This is a genomic window from Bradyrhizobium sp. HKCCYLRH3061 (genome assembly GCF_051168015.1).
GTDB lineage: Bacteria > Pseudomonadota > Alphaproteobacteria > Rhizobiales > Xanthobacteraceae > Bradyrhizobium.
Window position 1 is genome coordinate 94,768 of sequence record NZ_JBNPUE010000002.1, and the last position, 16,346, is coordinate 111,113.

Below are 16,346 nucleotides of genomic sequence, written 5' to 3' on the forward strand. Positions count from 1 at the left end.
CAACGGATATAACGGATATATCCATGGCCCGTGGTCGCCGCGACTCGGCGGCAGGTAGGGACACCAGCCATCGCCATCGCTGGTCTGACAAACGCGCCTTGAGCGCGAACGGGAGAACTTTGCCTATGAGCTATCCGACTACGCCGGGATCGAAGGGCGGCGGGGCATCCGAGGATGCCGCCAAGCGGATCGTGACGCGGGCCTCGAAGCTGCGCGCGGCGATCACCGCGCTCATGGCGAACGGCTACCGGCTGACCGCTGACGAGATCGCCACGCAGATGCGTGAGAGCGTCCTGGCGATCCGCCCCCGCGTCTCGGAGCTGGTCAAGACCGGCACCCTGGTCAAGCTGGCCGACCGCCGCAAGAACGTCAGCGGCATGACGGCGCACATCCTGCGCCACAAAGACAGCCTCACCCCGGTCGAGCTGCCGCCGCCCGCGACCGCAAAGCCGCGCCGCTCCGCGCCGCTGGCATTGCACCCCGACCAGAACGCCCTGTTCGGTTGAGGAGGCGAGATCGATGACCGAGACCACCACCGCCTTCCTGCTCACCCACAACGAGATGATGCTCACGCGCCGGGCGCTCGGACTCGAGCACGGCAATTCGATCAACCGCAACCACGTCGCCTGCCACGACAACGGCAGCGACATCGAAGTGGCCGGACGGCTTGTCGGCAAGGGCTACATGGTCCGTGACCCCTCGCGCGACTTCGGCTCCATGCGCGTCTTCTGCGTCACCGCCGCCGGTGCCAAGGCGCTCGGCAAGCGCCTCCCCGCCGCTCACGTCTTCACCACCGCCATCGCTGCCTGAGCCTTTTCCCCAATCTGCAACGCCGCGCCTATGGATTGGATCACATGGGGACTACTGACCATGAAACTGAATGACTTCACCGCCGTCGCGGAGCTGATCAAGGAACGCGACTATCTGCGTTCGCTCGTGACCAAGGCCGACTTCGGCCACCCGATCAAGGTCGGCAACACCGACGTTCGGCAGGACATCGCCGAGAGGATTCGCCCCGAGCTTAAGCTAATCTTCGAGCAGCAGATCGCGGTCGTGGACGAGAAACTAGCGGCCCTGGGAGTCACCACCGATCAGGAAGCCGCCTGATCATGCGCGTGCTCACCAACGTCGAAGTGAAGATCGTGCCCCGGATGGCCGCCAATGGACATCCTTTCACGGAACTGCTCCATACGTGGACAGAAGACGGCCTGCCCCGCACCACGCTCTCGCGTGTCAACTACGCGACTGCCGATACGCCAAGCAATCGTGCCTACCACATTCAGATCTTTAAGCAGCGGCAGGCGCGCCAGGGGGCCCAGATAGGGCTATCCAAATGAGCCCGCGCCGCAACCGCATCCGAGACAAGGTGATGTCTCGCGTCGAGATCGTGCAAGGAACGGTGCTCGACACACCCTGTCACATTTGGACAGGGCCTACATCGGGGAGCGCCGGGCGAGGGAAGGATTATCCGAGGATGTGCCTCGATGGCGGCACCATGGCCGTCCACATCGTGATGTACCTGCTCGAACACGGTCCGATCCCTCCCCGCAAGCAACTCGATCATCGCTGCCGCACACGCCGCTGCGTGAACGCGGATCATCTGGAGATGGTGACGCATAAGGAAAACCAGCGTCGCCGCGACGAAGCCCGTCGCTTCGCTTGCGAAGAGATCGCGGCCTAGGAGAACTGGACATGAAGAGCCTTATCACCGCGCTCGCTGCCGCGAGCGTGATCGCCACTGCCATGCCCGCATTCGCCGGCGAGGACTTGGCCGAGTTGATCAATTCAGTCGCAGATCAGCACGGGCTCTCGCGCAGCCTCGTGCATGCCGTCATCCGCGTGGAGAGCAACTATAACTGCGGCCTGACCGGCCGCGCCGGTGAGCGCGGGATCATGCAGGTCAAGCCGGACACCGCACGGTCTATTGGTGTCACAGGCAATCTGTACGATTGCAGCACCGGCCTGCGCGCCGGACTTCTCTACCTTAAGATCGCGGTCAGCCGTGGCGGCACTGGTTGCGCCGGCATCAGCCTCTATCAGCGCGGCGTATACGGGCGGCCGGTCTGCACCGCCTATGGCCGCAAGGTTCTACGTGCGGCCAACGTGCGTTCGAGCGACGAGGCAGCCGACACGTTTCCATAACCTTCCCGGCCATTTCCGTCCGTCTTCCAATTGACGCGCAGTTACTGACGGAAATACATCGACGGTATTAATATACTTCCACATTCGAACTGGGGCATTGGCCTCCGGGGCATGGCCGGCCCAAAGTCGGCTCAAGGAGATGATCTAAAGTGACCAGCAAGGGCGACGCACTGGCCTTGGCCATTGCGCTTAGTAGTTCTGAAGAGACGTTGTTGGGGCCGACAGACAGTCAGATTTGCGCCAGCGCACTACGGCATTATGCGAGAGAGAAGAGCCGGTCGACGCTTCTCCGCATGGTGCAGCTCCCCGCGCTGGTAAGCGCCGTGTTTATGGGAGCGTGCGCCCTCACTTATGAAACGCCGGTGATCGCGGCCGCTAAAGGAGCGTCGTCGACCAGCGCAATTGCTCTTGGGAACGCTTTGCCAGTCCCGCATTTGTGGCTCGAAGCCCCCGCGCCAAGCGAGGCGGGCAGGCTTATCTTCAATCGCCTACCGAGCAGCATCGAGGTTCAGTCAGCCGTAGCAGCTGCGACCGATGACGACGGCTGATCCTCCTCCCAACGTGAACTTGATACGAGCTTCGGCGAATTGAGAAGCTAGCATGCCGCCTTCGTTTAGCCTCTAAACGCAGAGCGAGCTTGGCTGACCTGAAGTAAAAGCGCGACCAGACGGAACAGACGTTCGATCTGCCTCTCCTATATGCATCGAGAGCGCCTCCCGATCCCCGTCCAGTCTTGACGAAGGTGTCTCGAAAAATGCTACATGCGATCTAGAGTAGAAGCCGATTACCTGCTACCGGAGACCATTGCCCATGTCGACGTCGTACAATTTACCAAGCAGAGCTGCTCAGGAATTTGAACGAGCGCGCCACAGGTACGTCGATTTTGCTGAAGAAGTAGGACGCATCCTAGAGGATGCCCTAACGGCCGCGGAAATCAAGTACCAAGCCATCGAAAGTCGCGCCAAGGCTGTCGATAGCTTTGACGCAAAGTGCAAAAAGGTCAATCAGACCGGCACACCGAAATATGCCGATCCAATGACCGAAATTACCGATCTGGCAGGAGCACGAATAATCACTTATACGCTTGGTGACGTCGAACGGGTTTGTGCATTCTTGGAGAAGCATTTCGACGTTCGAGAGAAGAAAGACATTGGGGAAGAACGCTTAGACCTAGGCCAATTCGGATACCAGAGCATTCACTACCTTTGCCGACTCAATTCCAAGCGCTTGGAGCTACCTGAGTTTTCCAGATTCGGGGGGATGATTTGCGAAATCCAAGTGCGAACTGTGCTTCAACACGTGTGGGCACAGATTGAGCACGGGGTTCAGTACAAGGCCAGCAGCGCCTTGCCGAAATCAATCAAACGGAAGTTTACCTCGCTAGCTGGGCTCCTTGAAATCGGAGACCGGGAGTTTCTAGCCATTGAGAATGAATTTGAGCGGCTGAAAGACGTTGTGAGGTCAGATTTCGAGGCTGACCTGACCAGGGAAGCTTTTGGCAATTCCAGCGCGAGCGGAGTTGCGCTTCCAGAGGGGAGCCTAGACGAGGTTTTGCGAGTTCGAGATCTAGTTGCTGACGGTCGCTATCCTGAAGCGATAGCAGCCTATGATGCAAAGATCGCAGAACAGCCCAAGAGCGTTACTCTTTTTATGGGGCGCGCGAAGGCCAAGTTCCTCAGCGGTGATGTCGCCGGCGCTGAGATGGACATTAAGGAAGCTGAGAGATTGCAGCCCAACAATCGCGCGGTCTTGGACCTTCGTGAAAGGATCGTTGAAGGCAACATCGCGACGGAAGCTTCAAGCATTAGTGCAAGTCAAGCGAACGAACTCACCAACCTTGGTCACGACGCACTGAGTCTCGGTGATGGCGAGCTTGCTTATCTTCGATACTCCGACGCACTGGATGCCGGCGCATCGCGTCCATTTTCAATCTTCAACAGAGCGATGGCTTGTGTTTTGGCTCGAGACCTTGCAGGGGCGTCGAATTTGTTGAGTGGCCTGCAAATTCGCCCCGGCACTCCGATGGAAATTAACATCCTTGCATTGAGAGCTGTCATCGGTCGCCTTTCAGGAGATGGTTCCGAACAATTTGCGATTGAAGCCCTACAACAGGCCGTGCGGATAAAGGGGGATTTCTCTTTGCAGCTCTCCCCGCTCAGTAAGCTTCAGGCGGGGTTGTCGGCCAAGTACGGTTCGAGAGAACTTGGAAGATCCTTGGATGACATCTTTAATCTTTTTGATATGGCCCAGTGTACTTCTGCACCTGAGCAAGAGAGCAGACTCTGAGAGGCCCATAGCTGTCTCGCTATAGGATGCAGATGGAACACCAGCTCATTTTGTCGCATGGCGGAATTTGGGCGACGCGGTGCAAGCTGATTTTGGCAAAGCACCGGCACGGCCGGTTTATGAGTTCGCCGCCTAGGCGGCATAGTAGCGGAACGCGGGCCTCCCCCCCTTCGGCCCCGTCCCCATCCGACCGTGCACCTGATTTGCGTCCTGAAGCTGTTTGATGATCGACTCGTACCGAGCGTTATCGAAGAGCCCGTTGATCTGTTGCTTCAGCGCGACCGTGGTGACCCCCGCCTGACCAGCTTCCTTGATCAGCCGCCGCACGAACAGGTATTCCGCCTGCCTATCGTTCGAGGCAAGCCGGTCCTTCATCTCGACGATGCAGGACTTGGTCGAAAGCTCGGTTAGCCGCCCGGCCCAATCGACCAGGTCGTCCGTGAGCATCGGCCGCTCGGGGTTGATGCCGATCGCCACGATATGTGCGATCCGCAGCATAATCTCGATCGAGCGGGTCCACAGAACCTTGCTGTCCTCGCTCGCCTCTTCGGAGCACTGCGCGAAGCGCTGGCGGTACCACCTGAAGGCTTCAAAGCCGTCCCCGCCCCACTCGGCAACGATCGGGTTGATCACCGGCTGCGACGCCATGTCCGGCAGGTTGGCACCACGCCGCGAGAGCTTGAACACGGCACGGCTCGCCTCGACGATCCGGTCCGGCGGCTGATAGGGCTGCGTCACCGGCTGATCGAGCAACGGCTTGCCCGAGATCGGCAGCACGAGCCAACGCGGCAGGAAGCCGTCGCCTACGCCCCGGCCGGACATCGACGGCCAGAAGTCATGCGGCGTCGTGGTCCCATAGATCGAGAAGCACGGCTGATGGATCGGCGTCGCCTGTTCCTGGGCGGCTGCCGCGCCCGTGTAGACGCTGTTCGAGGTGGTGAAGAGCTGAAGGATCATGTGGCGCAAGTTTGATTGGTGCGCCCCGGCGCGACGGTCCATGATCTTGCCAATGAAGCCGCCGAACTCGTCCATCATCGACATCATGACCGGGTTCTGCTCGATCGTCTTGCGGAGCGCGGAGTCCGACAGGAAGTTCTCCGGAGCCATGAAGCGGAACAGACCCGTCTTCGTCGCGAGCCGGTAGAGCGCTTGCCGCGCGTGGTCCTTGCCGTAACCAGGCGGTGCCAGCGTCACCACGTTGAGATTGGTGCGCAGATCGGTAGGCCCGGCCTGATGACGGCCCGCGATCGTCCCCACCCAAAGCAGAGCAGGCCCGAGGGCGCACGGCCGCGACGGACTGGACGACGAACACGCCATCCATTCGACCAGCTCGCCGACCAGTCCGGGGATGCCACGGCAAAGCGACTCCAGCTCGGCCATACACGACGCTGGAGGCGTCTCCGACGCGCTGGGCTCCACTCCCCCGGCCAACTCACCGGCGGGCTCCGCAGGGGCCGGAGCGGGCTCGCTGGCCGGCGTGGTGAGGTAGGCAGTGAGATCACCGCCGGCGGGCCGCTCCACGGCCCCAGCAATGACCGTGGGTTGCCATTCGGGATGCGGCGGGGGCGTCAATGCCTCCTCGATCGCTGAGCGCACCGGCGGCTCTTCGCCGCGCTCACGGGCCTCCCGTGCCGCCAACATCGCCAGCGTCTTCGGCCCCATGGTCAGGTTGATGTTCGGCGAGAAGTCATAGCCCAGGCAGCCGCCGAGCCACTGCACGGCCGCGTCCAACTCGGAGTCGGGGATCTGCAACGTCTTCATCACAACATTGAGCGCCGTAAAGCTCTCGCCGGTGCCGAAGTCCTCAATGCCACCCGGCGAGATCGAGAGGTTCGCCGAACGGCGGCTCATGGGGCGGCCCGAGCCCGAGGCGCGCCACGGAGCCACGGCGCGATAGACGCGGCCAAGGAAGCGCCCCTTCGGGAGGTTGAGCTTCGGTGCCCACGCATCGATCCGCGCGAGCGCGTCCTCGTTGAGCTTCCGGAAGAAGTTCGAGGTGTGGCTACTCACCGTGTCCGGATGGTCCGCACCGGCCGGGTCCGGCGCGCGGTCGCCGTCCGGATCATAGCCAAACGCGCGCAGCACCTTGCCGATCTGTTCGCCGATATCGTTCGGCAGCTCGGTCAGGGCACCGAGGCCCACATCGAGAAGCGTTTCGTCGGTCCACCAATAGTAGGGTTCGCCAGTGTCGGGATGGATGGAGGGCGGCAGGACCGTTTGCTTACCTTCGGCGAGCAGATCGACAAGGCCGACGCGATCGGGCGTTCGATAGTTCTTCGAGCGTATGATATCCGTGTTGCCTTGATAGAAGAGCGAAATGCCCTTGCGGCCCTTCTTCTGGACGTAGGACACGGGCAGGATCGCGAGTAGCGGTTCGATGATCTCTTCCTGATCGATGTCGACGCAGATCAGGCCACGGCCGCAAGCGATGCCCACACCCGCGTCCGGCCATTTGGCCCACTGGTTGATCTGGAATTGCGACGGCCGCTCAACGCAGAACTCATTCCAGCCCTTGAACATGCGCCACTCGTCGCCGACCATGAGGCCGGGAACCTTGTTGCCGGGCATGATTGGGATCGGCGAGTAGCCCTTTTCGTACAGCGTCGGGCCGACCTGGGCGAACGGAGATTCAGACATAACGGCAGCCTTCAAAACGGAGCGGTGTGATTGAGCAGGCGCACGCGCATGCGCTCGCCGTAGCTGTTGAGGACAGTCTTCAGGAACTCCATCCACTCGCCCTGAGACAACTGCGTGAGATCGAACTTGCCGATACTTTCGAGGTATGCGCCAGCGACCTCGCCAGCTTCGTCGAGCGCGAATAGTTCGTGAGCGCTCAGAGTCTTCGGTGTCATCTTGAAAACACTCTCCCCCAAAGAGATGCACGTCGGATCGGTGCAGAGCCAAAGCACGGGCTTGCCCTGCTTCGGCGCGTATCCGATCCCAACCGCCAGCCGCTTGCAGACGCCGCAGCAAACCGGCTCGGGATCAAGCCTTGATGTTGTCATTGCTCGCTTGGCGTTCCCGAATGAGGCGCTTGAGCACCGTGAGAGCGTTGTTCGCGGCGCGGTGGTCGCTGGCGCTCGCCGAGAAGATCATCCGCACGGGCCTCCCCTCGCCGACGAAGACCTCAATGTAGTGGTGCCTCCCACCGATGACGGGCACATAGCGGTAGCCCTGCCCATCACAGTATTTCGAGAGCTTCACATAAATCTCGTTGCGGCGAAGAACTCGCTTTGCGTTCGGTGCACTCATGTCCTCGTCCCCTCAGAATGGAATGTCGTCGTCGAAATCGTGCTTGCCCCAAGTGCTGGCGAACACGTCTTTGTATTCGGCGGCCCACGGAGCGCTCGTGCGAAGCTGCGCCACCGGCTTTGCATGCCCAGGCATCAACGCCTTCGCCGCCGACGCGCGGCTCACGCCCGGCATCGTCGGCCGAGCATTGTCGTTCGCCGTCGCCTCCCTTGCCGCGACTTGGGCGCGGTAGCGGGCCGCCTCCTCTGGTTTCCCGTTGAGTTCATAGTTCCGCGCGACGATCTCTTCGCGTGACGGCTGCACCGACACGAAGTTGTCCTGCGTCAACAGGCCGGCCTCTCCGAGCTTGCGTCCGATCACCTCGTAGTGCCTACCGTTCGCGCGGATCATGATCTCGGTCGTCTCTCGCAGCACCTTCTTGCCCGCCTGCGTGAGCGTGTCGTTGATGGTGAACGGCGCGTCATCGCCGCCGCCATGTTCCTTCCACCACTTCTCGAACTTCACCCGAGCGAAGCCCTTGTGCTCCGGGCAAATCCATTCCTTGTGCACGGTGAAGCCGCACATGTACTCGACGCGGACGCTCGGGGTGCCGCCGGGCTTATCGTGGCGATAGAACGTGCGCCGCTTGACCTTCATCCAATTGGGCTTCGAGGTGGACAGGATCGGCACCGCGTCGGCGGTTTGCTTGATGTTCTTCTCGACATCGCGCTCGAACGCGTGGCCGCAGTCCGGACACTCGCGCAGCCCCGCGAAGATCAGCGAGTGACACTCCGGGCATTCCTTGACCGGCGCTTCACCACCGCCCTTGCCGGGCTTCCGCACCTTTACCTGATCGACCGGACCGTGACGCCGGACGTTGCCCGCGAAGTCGAGAACCAAGCAATCAGACTTCCCGTTGCGGATCGACTCGTGGATGTCTTTGCCCATGCAGCGCGTGCCACGGCCGACCATCTGCACATAGAGCGCAGTGGACTCGGTCGGCCGCAACATCGCGAGCAGATCGGTGCGCGGCGCATTGAAGCCGGTCGTCAGCACGTTCGCATTGGTGAGCGCCGTGATCTTGCCCGCCTTGAACTCCCTGATCCAGCGCTCGCGATCCCCGTCATCGGTGTCGCCGTGGATTGCCTCGCACGAATAACCGTGACGCCGGACTTCGTCGCGGACGTGCAAGGCGTGCTCTACGCCCGAGCAGAAGAACAGCCACGACTTGCGCGGATGCTCGTTGCTGTTCGCGAACGCGATCACTTCCTTGACGGCTGCTTCCGTGACCGGATGCTTATCGACAGCAGCCTGAAGCGCCCCGATCTTGAAGTCGCCGCCGGACCGGCCAACGCCCTTGAGATCGAACACCGTCTGCGTGGCCTTCGAGACCAGCGGACACAGGTAGCCCATATCGATCAGTTCTTTGATCGAGATTTCATAAATGATGTCGTCGAAGAGCGCGTCGTCGCCTTCGGTGAGCATGCCCGAGTTGAGCCTGTAGGGCGTAGCGGTGAGCCCCAAGATCAGCATGTCCGGGTTCACGGCGCGAAGCGCCTTGATGAACTTGCCGTACATGGCGGCTTCATCCGGCGGCACAAGATGCGCTTCGTCGATCAAGAGCACGTCGATTCGGCCGAACTTCTCGGCTACGCGGAACATCGATTGAATGCTACCGAAGGTGATCTGGTTGTGCACCTCCTTGCGCTTCAGCGATGCCGCGTAGACACCGGCCGGTGCGAACGGCCAGATGCCCAACAGCTCTTCGAAGTTCTGCTGCACCAACTCCTTGACGTGAGTCGCCATGATCATGCGCGTCGTCGGCTCCATGCCGATGAACTCTTCGCAGATAGTGCCCAGGATCATGGATTTGCCACCGCCGGTCGGGACGACGATAAGAGGGTTGCCCTTGGGCTTCTCAGCCCAATACTCATAGGGCGCGTCGCAAGCCTTGCGTTGATAGTCGCGGAGATTGACCGGCATCAGCGCATGACCCCGCCGGATACCAGCTCCGTCAGCTCCAGCTCGGAGTCGTCGATCTGCATCTCGCAGACCATCACGTCATCGTACCGGGAGATCGTGCGGCTGACCGGCGTGAGCGTCTTGAAGCAGTGCCGGTAGTGGCACTCGCAGAACGATTCACCCTCGCCGCACGGCGCGCCGCAGACAAAGCCGAACATGCCCGACTCCCCCGGCAGGAAGAACTTGCAGTCGCGGTGAGTTGCGTCGACGAAGCGAATGCGGTGCAGAAATTCAGACATGGTGTTCCCCGGTTGCGTAGTGACTTTTGAGCTGTTCGAACTGCTCCGCCGTGATTTCCTCGACGAGCATCGCGTCAGCACCGCCGCATTCCCGGGGTTCAGGCTCGTCTGATTGCGTCGTGAAGACGGAGCCGCTTTCGGCGTGGCGCCAGTAGCGAGTGGTGGGCTTCGAGCCGTCACGCCACTCGCGGCCGTCACGCAGCGTGTAGAGGATCCATTCCTCTCCCTCGCTGGAGTCGGTGACCTCGCCGGGTACGAGCGTCGGAATGAAGAGATGCGCCGGACATCCGGCCTTCTGCTCTGCCAACGTGAGCGGCTTGCCCCAGCGCGCACAGGACCAAGCGGCATCGCCGAAATGCTCAGGCGTGGCATGCAGGCACGACCGGCAGGACACGCGTGCGAACTCGCCGTCGTGGCAGATCGCCTTGTGGCTGCACATGGTCCGGCACTTGAAGGCGGCTTTCGCCTTCGGGTCGTTGTGCAGCTTCATGGGCGGATTGGCGTAGTTGACGATCCGCTCCGCGCGTTGAAGAAGCCGGACCGCCTCGACGTGGTCAGTGTGGATGCGCTCGCTGTAGACCTCGCCGGTGTTCTTGTTCCGGCAGATGTAGAGGCCGCGTTCGAAGCCGAAGAGATGGCAATAGGTGTTGAGCTGGACCCAATGGGAGAAGTAGCCCTCCCGAACGCCGTGCTTCTTCACCTTCTCCCAATAGGTGTCCTTCATCGACTTGCACTCGACGACGTGCCAAGTCTTCGGCGCTTCAGGGAGACCGAGCACCTTGCCGTCCATCTTGCCGCGAACGTGACCGGCGATTGCACTCGCGCGATACTGCTTCCCTCGACTATCGACTTCGTCCACCTCGCAGCCGATCATGCGCAGCGCATTGAGCAGACGCGTCTCTTCGATCTCGCCAGTCTCGAACGTGATCGCCTTCAGGCCGTCGATGACTTCAGGCTTCGAGGCCCAGCGGAACGCGTACCAAAGGGCTCGCTCGCACTCCTCGCCGAGCAGTGAGACCGAGATACCCATTGAGTCCCAGGCCTGGGCGCGGGACTTGGCATACGCCTCATAGATCGCGGCGGTCGTCGGATTGTGGAGGACCGGGAACTCGGCCATCGGGCAAGCCTCTATCGTTCGCGCGGAAGGGCGCGTTGGGCAGACTGCAGTCTGTTGGGAGGGAGAGCGTCTAGGAGCCGGAGCCGAAGCCCCGGCTCAAGGTCAGCGCGCCGTTAAGCGGAGCGCTTCCAAGGCATAGCGCGGCCACCGGCGGCACCGCCGCCGGTGGAGAGAGCCGAGCCGTTCTGCGTCTGGCGAGCGGTCAAGGGATCCGGCTGGTTGCTGTTGGCCGCGTTGGTCTGTGCGGCGTTGTTGTCGATCGAAGGCGCAGTCGCCGGGGCTTTCTCGGACGGCGGCTCGGTGTGAGCGTTGCCCTCGTGAATGTACGCGGTGAAGACGTTGCGTTCCTTGTCCTGGCCGTCCTTCTTGTAGGTCTCGATGTCGAGGTCGGCGACGAACGGCTGATAGAGCGCCATGTCGGTATTGGTGAACTCGCCCTTCGCGAAGCCCATCGCCATGCCGAGCGCCTGCAACTGCGCGTGGCCGTTGTTCTGTGCCCAGGCGCTGGGGTTGGACAGGACGATGGTGCCGTAGACGAATGACTTGAAGAACGGACCTTCGTCGGTGCACTCGGCCTTGAACGCGTAATTGTCGCCGTTCTTCTTCGAGTTTTGCTTGATCTCGCCCTCGACGATTTGGAAGCCGTACCGACCCCGCGGGATGATGGGACCGCCACCGCCCGACGCATTGCTATTCGCCGCGTCCACGTCGTTGAGATTTACGCCGAAGTCTGCCATGTGATGCTCCCCTTGGATGCTATGGCGTTGAGGGATGGGTGTTAGGCAGCTTCCGGCAGCGGCGGCAGGTACTTGGCGAGCGCCTTGTATCCCTCACCCTTGCCGTACTGGAGTTCATGCGGCATGCCGAAGCGGTTGCCCGCAATGTGGCTGGGACGCTCTTCGAGGAACATCCAACGCGTACCGCCGCCTTCGGCGTGACGGAGGTCTTTGCCGAAGCCCGCATCGACCTTCTTAATGCTGGCCTTGAAGTTGACGAACGCGATGACGTCGCTGTTCGCCTCGACGATATCCGCCGCATCCTTATGGAGGTTGATGCGATAGCGCGAGTACGGATCGGTCGAGGGCGAATCGAAGCGCGAGATGTCGCAGTGCCCGAGCTGCACGACCGACATATTGCGCTCACGACGCAGGGTCATGATGCCGTCGATGTATTCGAGGAAAATACCGGCGGCCATCTTGTAGCCCTTGCCGTAGCCCGGGTCTTCGATGCTCTTCCAGCCATTCCGAACGCACGCCTCTGCGCGGATGATGTTCTCCAGACCAGTCGTTGAATCGAAGATGGCCGTGCTGTAGCTGTGCTCATCGGAGACGAGCACCGTGATCGCCTCGCACAGCTCGGCATAGTTGCGGACTTCGAGGGTTTCAGCGACGACACCCGCCGGAACACTCTCGCCTTCGGCGGTCTGGATAAAGATCGGCCGCGGAAACTCTGAGGCGAGGGACGACTTGCCCACCTTCGGAACGCCGTAGATCGTGAAGATCGGCTGCAACTCGGCCGCCGTCTTTTTCTTGATACTCTTGAGTGAGATTGCCATTCGGCTCCCCGGTTAGTGCGCGACGGACGTGTCGAGCTTCAAGGTCTTGGCCCATTGGAGACGATCGACCAGCCGGTAGCCGGTGCGATTGATGGTCTCGATGGTGACGGCGTGGCGTTCGGTCTTGCGCCGGATGCGAGAGATGAAGACATCGACGGAATGGGTTTCGCGGCCGTCCTCATTGGCTCCGTAGAGGATCACCATCGCCATAGGCTTCGTGACGGTCTCGTTGGCGATCAGCGCCAGGAACAGGTCGCGCTCCTTCGGCGTCAACTTCCACGCCGCCGGAAGAGAAGCTGCGAGAATTATGGACCGACGCATGTCTTCGATAGTGGCAGTGAGTGCGGCGACCTTAACCACAAGCTCTTGCTTCGATAGTTCAGTCATTTCCATCCGTTGACGTCGCTTGACATCCGTCGCATTTCGGGTTTATGCCGAATCGATGGATATTCTTCGCTGATGAAAGCGAACCTTTTCTAACGGATGCAACGTCGATAGTCAACGGATATAACGGATATAATTGACGACAGCACTAAGCTCCCGATCCGAAGGAGCGCGAGGCGACGGCGCTAGTCTTTGAATTTGTTTTAGTTATTGGCAGGCAAGGTCCACAAATGAAGGTGCCAAGTATGGTATTGAGTACGGGTGATACTGCGGGGAATGGAACTATGGCGAAGTCTGTGCAGCCTGGGCGGAAGCATCGGGTGCATCCGAAACTCGACATCATCAAAGAGCGCGTCGAGGAACGCGTTTTGCAGTTGAGGACTTCGCGGAATGAGCTCTCCCGCCGAGCTGGGCTTGGCCTTTCGTATGTGAACGACCTTCTCGCCGGAAAGTCGCTCAATCCCACTAAAGAAGGACTTGCGAAACTCGCTCCAATCCTGGATTGCGACTACGAATACCTGATCGGGGAGCAAGCCTCCCCTCGGACCGCGGCCACCAGCGTACTCCCCCAGAACGCTGAGCCTGTAACCCTCGTGATGAAGTCCATCACGCTCTACCAAACCGGCCTCACGGACCCTGATGGCTTCTTCGCTCTCAACGACTCGCGAAGAGCGCCCTTCGTTATGCCGCTGAGCAATGACGTGTATTGCATCGCGGTCCCAGACGATACCATGGCTCCTCGCTTCCGAGTTGGCGAGGTGGTGATCGTCAATCCAAACAAGCAAGTCGGGCACGGAGGTTTCGCCGTGGTGCGTCAAGCCGATGACCGCGTAGCGATCCGCGAGGTGGTGACGATCTCGATCGACAAGATCACCGTCCGCATGCTGTGCGACGGCACAGTCGTCGACTTGCCGCGCTCCCAAGTGAAGGCGCTGGATCGCATCATAGGTAGCTGCGAACTGGGTTAGGCAGCAGCTCCCCGTCCTTAATATATCCGTTGACTTGACGGATATAAATGAATACGGTCCGTCGTACGCTCACGGGAGGGCAGCGGACCATGTCGCCAATGAAACTGAAGATCAATCGGGACAAGCTCGCCGAGATCGTAACGCGCGGGGTGTCGAGCGCGCCAAAAAACTCGCCTGCCGTCATCGCCAACAACGCCCGGATCATTGCAAAAGGCGGCGTGCTGCACATCGCCACCACCGACTTCAATATGCAGGTCGAGACGTCCGGGCCTTGCACGGTGGAGCGCGAAGGCTCGACTACCGTTGACGCCAGCAAGCTGAAGATGGTCGTGGATCGACTCCCGAAGGGTGTCGACGTCACGATCGACTATGACGATTCCAAGCACGAGATGATCGTCAAGGCTGGCCGTTCGCGCACGAGCTTCCCGACCCTCCCCGCCGGAGACTGGCCTGCTCGGCAGTATCGGGAGGACGGTGCGAGCTTCAAGATCGACGGCTCAGACTTCGTCAAGCTGTTCGGTCACACCGCTACCGAACTATCAGTCGTCCCCAACTCGCCGATGCAGGGCGTGTTCTTTCACGTCACCGGGAAGCGCCTCGCGGCAGTTGGCACCACCGGCATGATCCTGATCATGACTTCGATCCCTGCCCCCGAGGGAGCCGAAGACATGCCGGTCGATGGCAGCGGTCGGCCCGGCATTATCTTGAGCGCCGAGACCGTGTCGCAGATCATCCGTTTGTTTCGCACCGCCGAAGACGTTCAAGTCGTCATCAACGAGCATTCGATCTTCGTCTCGACCGACTCGACTCGCTTCTGCTCTTCCCTATTGCTCGGCACCTATCCGAATTATGCGCCGCTGGTGTCCAACCCGAGCGAAACGCGTATTGAGCTGGAGCGGGCCGCGTGTGCGAGCGCGGTCGCCCTTCTCGAACCCTTTGCCCTCAAGGATCAAGGCTATCGCCTCCAATGCGCAGGATCGGACGACGGCTTCGTGGTTGCGGTCGGCGGTCAAACCGGGGGCGGCGTTGATGTGGTCGAGGCAGACATCAACGGAGAGGTGGCGTCGTTCGGCCTCAATGGTCAGTACCTGAAGACGATGCTCGGGGCGTTCAAGGCCTCCACGATCGCTCTCCACCCCGATCATTCGAACCGTCGTGTGATTTTCCGCGCCGAAGACGAGCCCGAGCTGATTGGCGCCATTGGCATGATGAACATCTCGACCGAGATGGCGGCGGGTCCGAAGCATGACTAGTCGCCGGCGCGACCGGGCCAACCGGCGCACGGTCACCATGCCCGACCGCGTCGGTCCTCATGTGAAGTTGGTATTCGCGGAGATGGCACGCCTCCGCTTCACCTATGACGAGACCGAGGAAGGTTCGGGCGTTCGGCGCGCGTCCATCAAAGCGTGGCGTCGCAAGAACAAGCCAGGTCTGGAGTCGCTCGAAGCCGTCCTAGGCTTTCTGGGCTGGGACTTCGTCGCAGTACCCCGCGCGCAGGCTCTGCCCGAGGAAGTCCGTGCCGAGCTTCAGCCGATCGCCGACAAGCTCGGCCTCACGATGCCGCAGACGATCACAGCGCTGATCGAGATCGTGACCGGCATCCACGAACGGTTTCCATTCCTGCGTGAGCCGACTGCGATCGAGCCAGTGGGCTTCAAGTCGCGGCGGAAGGAACGCCGCATCATCCATCCCGATCAGCACGCTCTCTTGCAGGACATGCCCACCGATGCCATGCACTGACCCGACCACTGCGCAGATGATTGTAGCCGCCGTCACGCGCGACGCAAAGCCCGACGCAGACTCTGTGTCCTTCGCATTGCTCGACGCTCGCTTCCGCACCTTCGAGATCACCATGCGCCTCGACGACGTGATCGCCGGTGTGCGCAAGGTGCGTGCCTCCGTCACCGTCCCAGCCTTGGATGTCGCGTGATGGCGGACCGTCTGGACTTTTGGATGCAATGCGCCGCCCAGGCCGCGTCGCAGAGCAAGGATCGCAGCCGCAAGATCGGCTGCGCCATCGTGGACCGTCGCGATGTTGCGATCTCGATGGGGTGGAACGGCTTTCCGCGCAAGGTGAACGACAACGTCGAGGTCCGTCACATGCGCCCCCTCAAGTACAAATGGACTGAGCACGCCGAGCGCAACGCCATCTATAACGCTGCCGCGCGTGGCGCGAGCACACTCGGCTGCACGATCTATCTCCCATGGTTTCCGTGCAGCGATTGCTCCCGCGCGATCATTCAGTCCGGCATCGAGCGCTTGGTTTGCGTGCCCTGCGAGCCGACCGATGCGCAGTGGCACGCCGACATGGCGGAAGCGGAGATCATGCTCCGCGAGGCGGGCGTGCAGATCGACTTTTTCGAGGGGCGCGAGGCTCCCAAGGCTGCCTGCTGACCACGAGT

At 61.1% G+C, this 16,346-nt stretch carries 22 protein-coding genes; 13 read left to right on the forward strand and 9 right to left on the reverse strand.

Going from position 1 to position 16,346, the window contains the following annotated elements:
- The first annotated feature begins 125 nt into the window (after nt 1-125).
- From ACQR2C_RS04305 to ACQR2C_RS04340, 8 genes are all read left to right on the forward strand, one after another.
- Nucleotides 126-506 (forward strand): hypothetical protein, encoded by a 381-nt coding sequence (locus ACQR2C_RS04305; RefSeq protein ID WP_434880539.1) that lies wholly within the window; start codon nt 126-128, stop codon nt 504-506.
- A gap of 13 nt (nt 507-519) precedes the next feature.
- Nucleotides 520-810: a hypothetical protein gene (locus ACQR2C_RS04310; protein ID WP_434880540.1), complete on the forward strand. Its 291-nt coding sequence runs from the start codon at nt 520-522 to the stop codon at nt 808-810.
- A 60-nt stretch (nt 811-870) separates the two neighbouring features.
- The gene (locus tag ACQR2C_RS04315) at nt 871-1,107 is read left to right on the forward strand and encodes a hypothetical protein (RefSeq protein WP_434880541.1); all 237 of its coding nucleotides are present in this window, start codon (nt 871-873) and stop codon (nt 1,105-1,107) included.
- A 2-nt stretch (nt 1,108-1,109) separates the two neighbouring features.
- Nucleotides 1,110-1,337, forward strand: a complete 228-nt coding sequence (locus ACQR2C_RS04320; RefSeq protein WP_434880542.1) for a hypothetical protein — start codon at nt 1,110-1,112, stop codon at nt 1,335-1,337.
- 137 nt (nt 1,338-1,474) lie between these two features.
- A complete protein-coding gene (locus tag ACQR2C_RS04325; protein ID WP_434880543.1) occupies nt 1,475-1,681 on the forward strand; it encodes an HNH endonuclease signature motif containing protein in 207 nt (68 codons plus the stop codon).
- An 11-nt stretch (nt 1,682-1,692) separates the two neighbouring features.
- Nucleotides 1,693-2,142 (forward strand): transglycosylase SLT domain-containing protein, encoded by a 450-nt coding sequence (locus ACQR2C_RS04330; RefSeq protein ID WP_434880544.1) that lies wholly within the window; start codon nt 1,693-1,695, stop codon nt 2,140-2,142.
- A gap of 149 nt (nt 2,143-2,291) precedes the next feature.
- Nucleotides 2,292-2,690, forward strand: coding sequence for a hypothetical protein (locus ACQR2C_RS04335; protein ID WP_434880545.1), 399 nt, complete (start codon nt 2,292-2,294; stop codon nt 2,688-2,690).
- Nucleotides 2,691-2,952: 262 nt separating this feature from the next.
- A complete protein-coding gene (locus tag ACQR2C_RS04340) occupies nt 2,953-4,428 on the forward strand; it encodes a hypothetical protein (protein ID WP_434880546.1) in 1,476 nt (491 codons plus the stop codon).
- 132 nt (nt 4,429-4,560) lie between these two features.
- On the opposite strand, the gene ACQR2C_RS04345 is transcribed toward ACQR2C_RS04340, so the two are convergent.
- The 9 genes from ACQR2C_RS04345 to ACQR2C_RS04385 all read right to left on the reverse strand — a co-directional run bounded on the left by ACQR2C_RS04345 (nt 4,561) and on the right by ACQR2C_RS04385 (nt 12,985).
- Nucleotides 4,561-7,065: a bifunctional DNA primase/polymerase gene (locus tag ACQR2C_RS04345; protein WP_434880547.1), complete on the reverse strand. Its 2,505-nt coding sequence runs from the start codon at nt 7,063-7,065 to the stop codon at nt 4,561-4,563.
- Nucleotides 7,066-7,076: 11 nt separating this feature from the next.
- On the reverse strand, nt 7,077-7,433 hold the full coding sequence (locus ACQR2C_RS04350) for a DUF6511 domain-containing protein (RefSeq protein ID WP_434880548.1): 357 nt from the start codon (nt 7,431-7,433) through the stop codon (nt 7,077-7,079).
- Nucleotides 7,414-7,680, reverse strand: a complete 267-nt coding sequence (locus ACQR2C_RS04355) for a hypothetical protein (RefSeq protein WP_434880549.1) — start codon at nt 7,678-7,680, stop codon at nt 7,414-7,416. The genes ACQR2C_RS04350 and ACQR2C_RS04355 overlap by 20 nt, the downstream gene beginning before the upstream one ends.
- Nucleotides 7,681-7,692: 12 nt before the next feature.
- On the reverse strand, nt 7,693-9,642 hold the full coding sequence (locus ACQR2C_RS04360) for a DEAD/DEAH box helicase family protein (RefSeq protein WP_434880550.1): 1,950 nt from the start codon (nt 9,640-9,642) through the stop codon (nt 7,693-7,695).
- Entirely contained in the window at nt 9,642-9,920 is a 279-nt protein-coding gene (locus ACQR2C_RS04365) for a hypothetical protein (protein WP_434880551.1), read from the reverse strand. The genes ACQR2C_RS04360 and ACQR2C_RS04365 overlap by 1 nt, the downstream gene beginning before the upstream one ends.
- Nucleotides 9,913-11,037, reverse strand: coding sequence for a hypothetical protein (locus ACQR2C_RS04370; protein WP_434880552.1), 1,125 nt, complete (start codon nt 11,035-11,037; stop codon nt 9,913-9,915). Before ACQR2C_RS04370 ends, ACQR2C_RS04365 begins: the two co-directional genes overlap by 8 nt.
- Nucleotides 11,038-11,150: 113 nt before the next feature.
- On the reverse strand, nt 11,151-11,774 hold the full coding sequence (locus ACQR2C_RS04375; RefSeq protein WP_434880553.1) for a hypothetical protein: 624 nt from the start codon (nt 11,772-11,774) through the stop codon (nt 11,151-11,153).
- A gap of 41 nt (nt 11,775-11,815) precedes the next feature.
- Nucleotides 11,816-12,592: an ATP-binding protein gene (locus tag ACQR2C_RS04380; RefSeq protein ID WP_434880554.1), complete on the reverse strand. Its 777-nt coding sequence runs from the start codon at nt 12,590-12,592 to the stop codon at nt 11,816-11,818.
- Between the two features lie 12 nt (nt 12,593-12,604).
- On the reverse strand, nt 12,605-12,985 hold the full coding sequence (locus ACQR2C_RS04385; protein ID WP_434880555.1) for a helix-turn-helix domain-containing protein: 381 nt from the start codon (nt 12,983-12,985) through the stop codon (nt 12,605-12,607).
- Nucleotides 12,986-13,260: 275 nt separating this feature from the next.
- Here ACQR2C_RS04385 and ACQR2C_RS04390 point away from each other — a divergent pair, with 275 nt between their 5' ends.
- From ACQR2C_RS04390 to ACQR2C_RS04410, 5 genes are all read left to right on the forward strand, one after another.
- Nucleotides 13,261-13,944: a S24 family peptidase gene (locus tag ACQR2C_RS04390; protein ID WP_434880556.1), complete on the forward strand. Its 684-nt coding sequence runs from the start codon at nt 13,261-13,263 to the stop codon at nt 13,942-13,944.
- A gap of 98 nt (nt 13,945-14,042) precedes the next feature.
- The gene (locus tag ACQR2C_RS04395; RefSeq protein ID WP_434880557.1) at nt 14,043-15,197 is read left to right on the forward strand and encodes a DNA polymerase III subunit beta; all 1,155 of its coding nucleotides are present in this window, start codon (nt 14,043-14,045) and stop codon (nt 15,195-15,197) included.
- Entirely contained in the window at nt 15,190-15,684 is a 495-nt protein-coding gene (locus ACQR2C_RS04400; RefSeq protein WP_434880558.1) for a hypothetical protein, read from the forward strand. Before ACQR2C_RS04395 ends, ACQR2C_RS04400 begins: the two co-directional genes overlap by 8 nt.
- A 16-nt stretch (nt 15,685-15,700) precedes the next feature.
- Nucleotides 15,701-15,874: a hypothetical protein gene (locus ACQR2C_RS04405; RefSeq protein WP_434880559.1), complete on the forward strand. Its 174-nt coding sequence runs from the start codon at nt 15,701-15,703 to the stop codon at nt 15,872-15,874.
- Nucleotides 15,874-16,338, forward strand: a complete 465-nt coding sequence (locus ACQR2C_RS04410; RefSeq protein WP_434880560.1) for a deoxycytidylate deaminase — start codon at nt 15,874-15,876, stop codon at nt 16,336-16,338. The genes ACQR2C_RS04405 and ACQR2C_RS04410 overlap by 1 nt, the downstream gene beginning before the upstream one ends.
- Nucleotides 16,339-16,346: the final 8 nt, after the last annotated feature.

What these genes read in the sequence shown, in the direction of transcription:
- ACQR2C_RS04305 (WP_434880539.1), top strand. Translation starts at nt 126, where the DNA reads ATGAGCTATCCGACTACGCCGGGATCGAAGGGCGGCGGGGCATCCGAG.
- ACQR2C_RS04310 (WP_434880540.1), top strand. Translation starts at nt 520, where the DNA reads ATGACCGAGACCACCACCGCCTTCCTGCTCACCCACAACGAGATGATG.
- ACQR2C_RS04315 (WP_434880541.1), top strand. Translation starts at nt 871, where the DNA reads ATGAAACTGAATGACTTCACCGCCGTCGCGGAGCTGATCAAGGAACGC.
- ACQR2C_RS04320 (WP_434880542.1), top strand. Translation starts at nt 1,110, where the DNA reads ATGCGCGTGCTCACCAACGTCGAAGTGAAGATCGTGCCCCGGATGGCC.
- ACQR2C_RS04325 (WP_434880543.1), top strand. Translation starts at nt 1,475, where the DNA reads ATGTGCCTCGATGGCGGCACCATGGCCGTCCACATCGTGATGTACCTG.
- ACQR2C_RS04330 (WP_434880544.1), top strand. Translation starts at nt 1,693, where the DNA reads ATGAAGAGCCTTATCACCGCGCTCGCTGCCGCGAGCGTGATCGCCACT.
- ACQR2C_RS04340 (WP_434880546.1), top strand. Translation starts at nt 2,953, where the DNA reads ATGTCGACGTCGTACAATTTACCAAGCAGAGCTGCTCAGGAATTTGAA.
- ACQR2C_RS04345 (WP_434880547.1), bottom strand. Translation starts at nt 7,065, where the DNA reads ATGTCTGAATCTCCGTTCGCCCAGGTCGGCCCGACGCTGTACGAAAAG.
- ACQR2C_RS04350 (WP_434880548.1), bottom strand. Translation starts at nt 7,433, where the DNA reads ATGACAACATCAAGGCTTGATCCCGAGCCGGTTTGCTGCGGCGTCTGC.
- ACQR2C_RS04355 (WP_434880549.1), bottom strand. Translation starts at nt 7,680, where the DNA reads ATGAGTGCACCGAACGCAAAGCGAGTTCTTCGCCGCAACGAGATTTAT.
- ACQR2C_RS04360 (WP_434880550.1), bottom strand. Translation starts at nt 9,642, where the DNA reads ATGCCGGTCAATCTCCGCGACTATCAACGCAAGGCTTGCGACGCGCCC.
- ACQR2C_RS04365 (WP_434880551.1), bottom strand. Translation starts at nt 9,920, where the DNA reads ATGTCTGAATTTCTGCACCGCATTCGCTTCGTCGACGCAACTCACCGC.
- ACQR2C_RS04370 (WP_434880552.1), bottom strand. Translation starts at nt 11,037, where the DNA reads ATGGCCGAGTTCCCGGTCCTCCACAATCCGACGACCGCCGCGATCTAT.
- ACQR2C_RS04375 (WP_434880553.1), bottom strand. Translation starts at nt 11,774, where the DNA reads ATGGCAGACTTCGGCGTAAATCTCAACGACGTGGACGCGGCGAATAGC.
- ACQR2C_RS04380 (WP_434880554.1), bottom strand. Translation starts at nt 12,592, where the DNA reads ATGGCAATCTCACTCAAGAGTATCAAGAAAAAGACGGCGGCCGAGTTG.
- ACQR2C_RS04385 (WP_434880555.1), bottom strand. Translation starts at nt 12,985, where the DNA reads ATGGAAATGACTGAACTATCGAAGCAAGAGCTTGTGGTTAAGGTCGCC.
- ACQR2C_RS04390 (WP_434880556.1), top strand. Translation starts at nt 13,261, where the DNA reads ATGGCGAAGTCTGTGCAGCCTGGGCGGAAGCATCGGGTGCATCCGAAA.
- ACQR2C_RS04395 (WP_434880557.1), top strand. Translation starts at nt 14,043, where the DNA reads ATGAAACTGAAGATCAATCGGGACAAGCTCGCCGAGATCGTAACGCGC.
- ACQR2C_RS04400 (WP_434880558.1), top strand. Translation starts at nt 15,190, where the DNA reads ATGACTAGTCGCCGGCGCGACCGGGCCAACCGGCGCACGGTCACCATG.
- ACQR2C_RS04405 (WP_434880559.1), top strand. Translation starts at nt 15,701, where the DNA reads ATGATTGTAGCCGCCGTCACGCGCGACGCAAAGCCCGACGCAGACTCT.
- ACQR2C_RS04410 (WP_434880560.1), top strand. Translation starts at nt 15,874, where the DNA reads ATGGCGGACCGTCTGGACTTTTGGATGCAATGCGCCGCCCAGGCCGCG.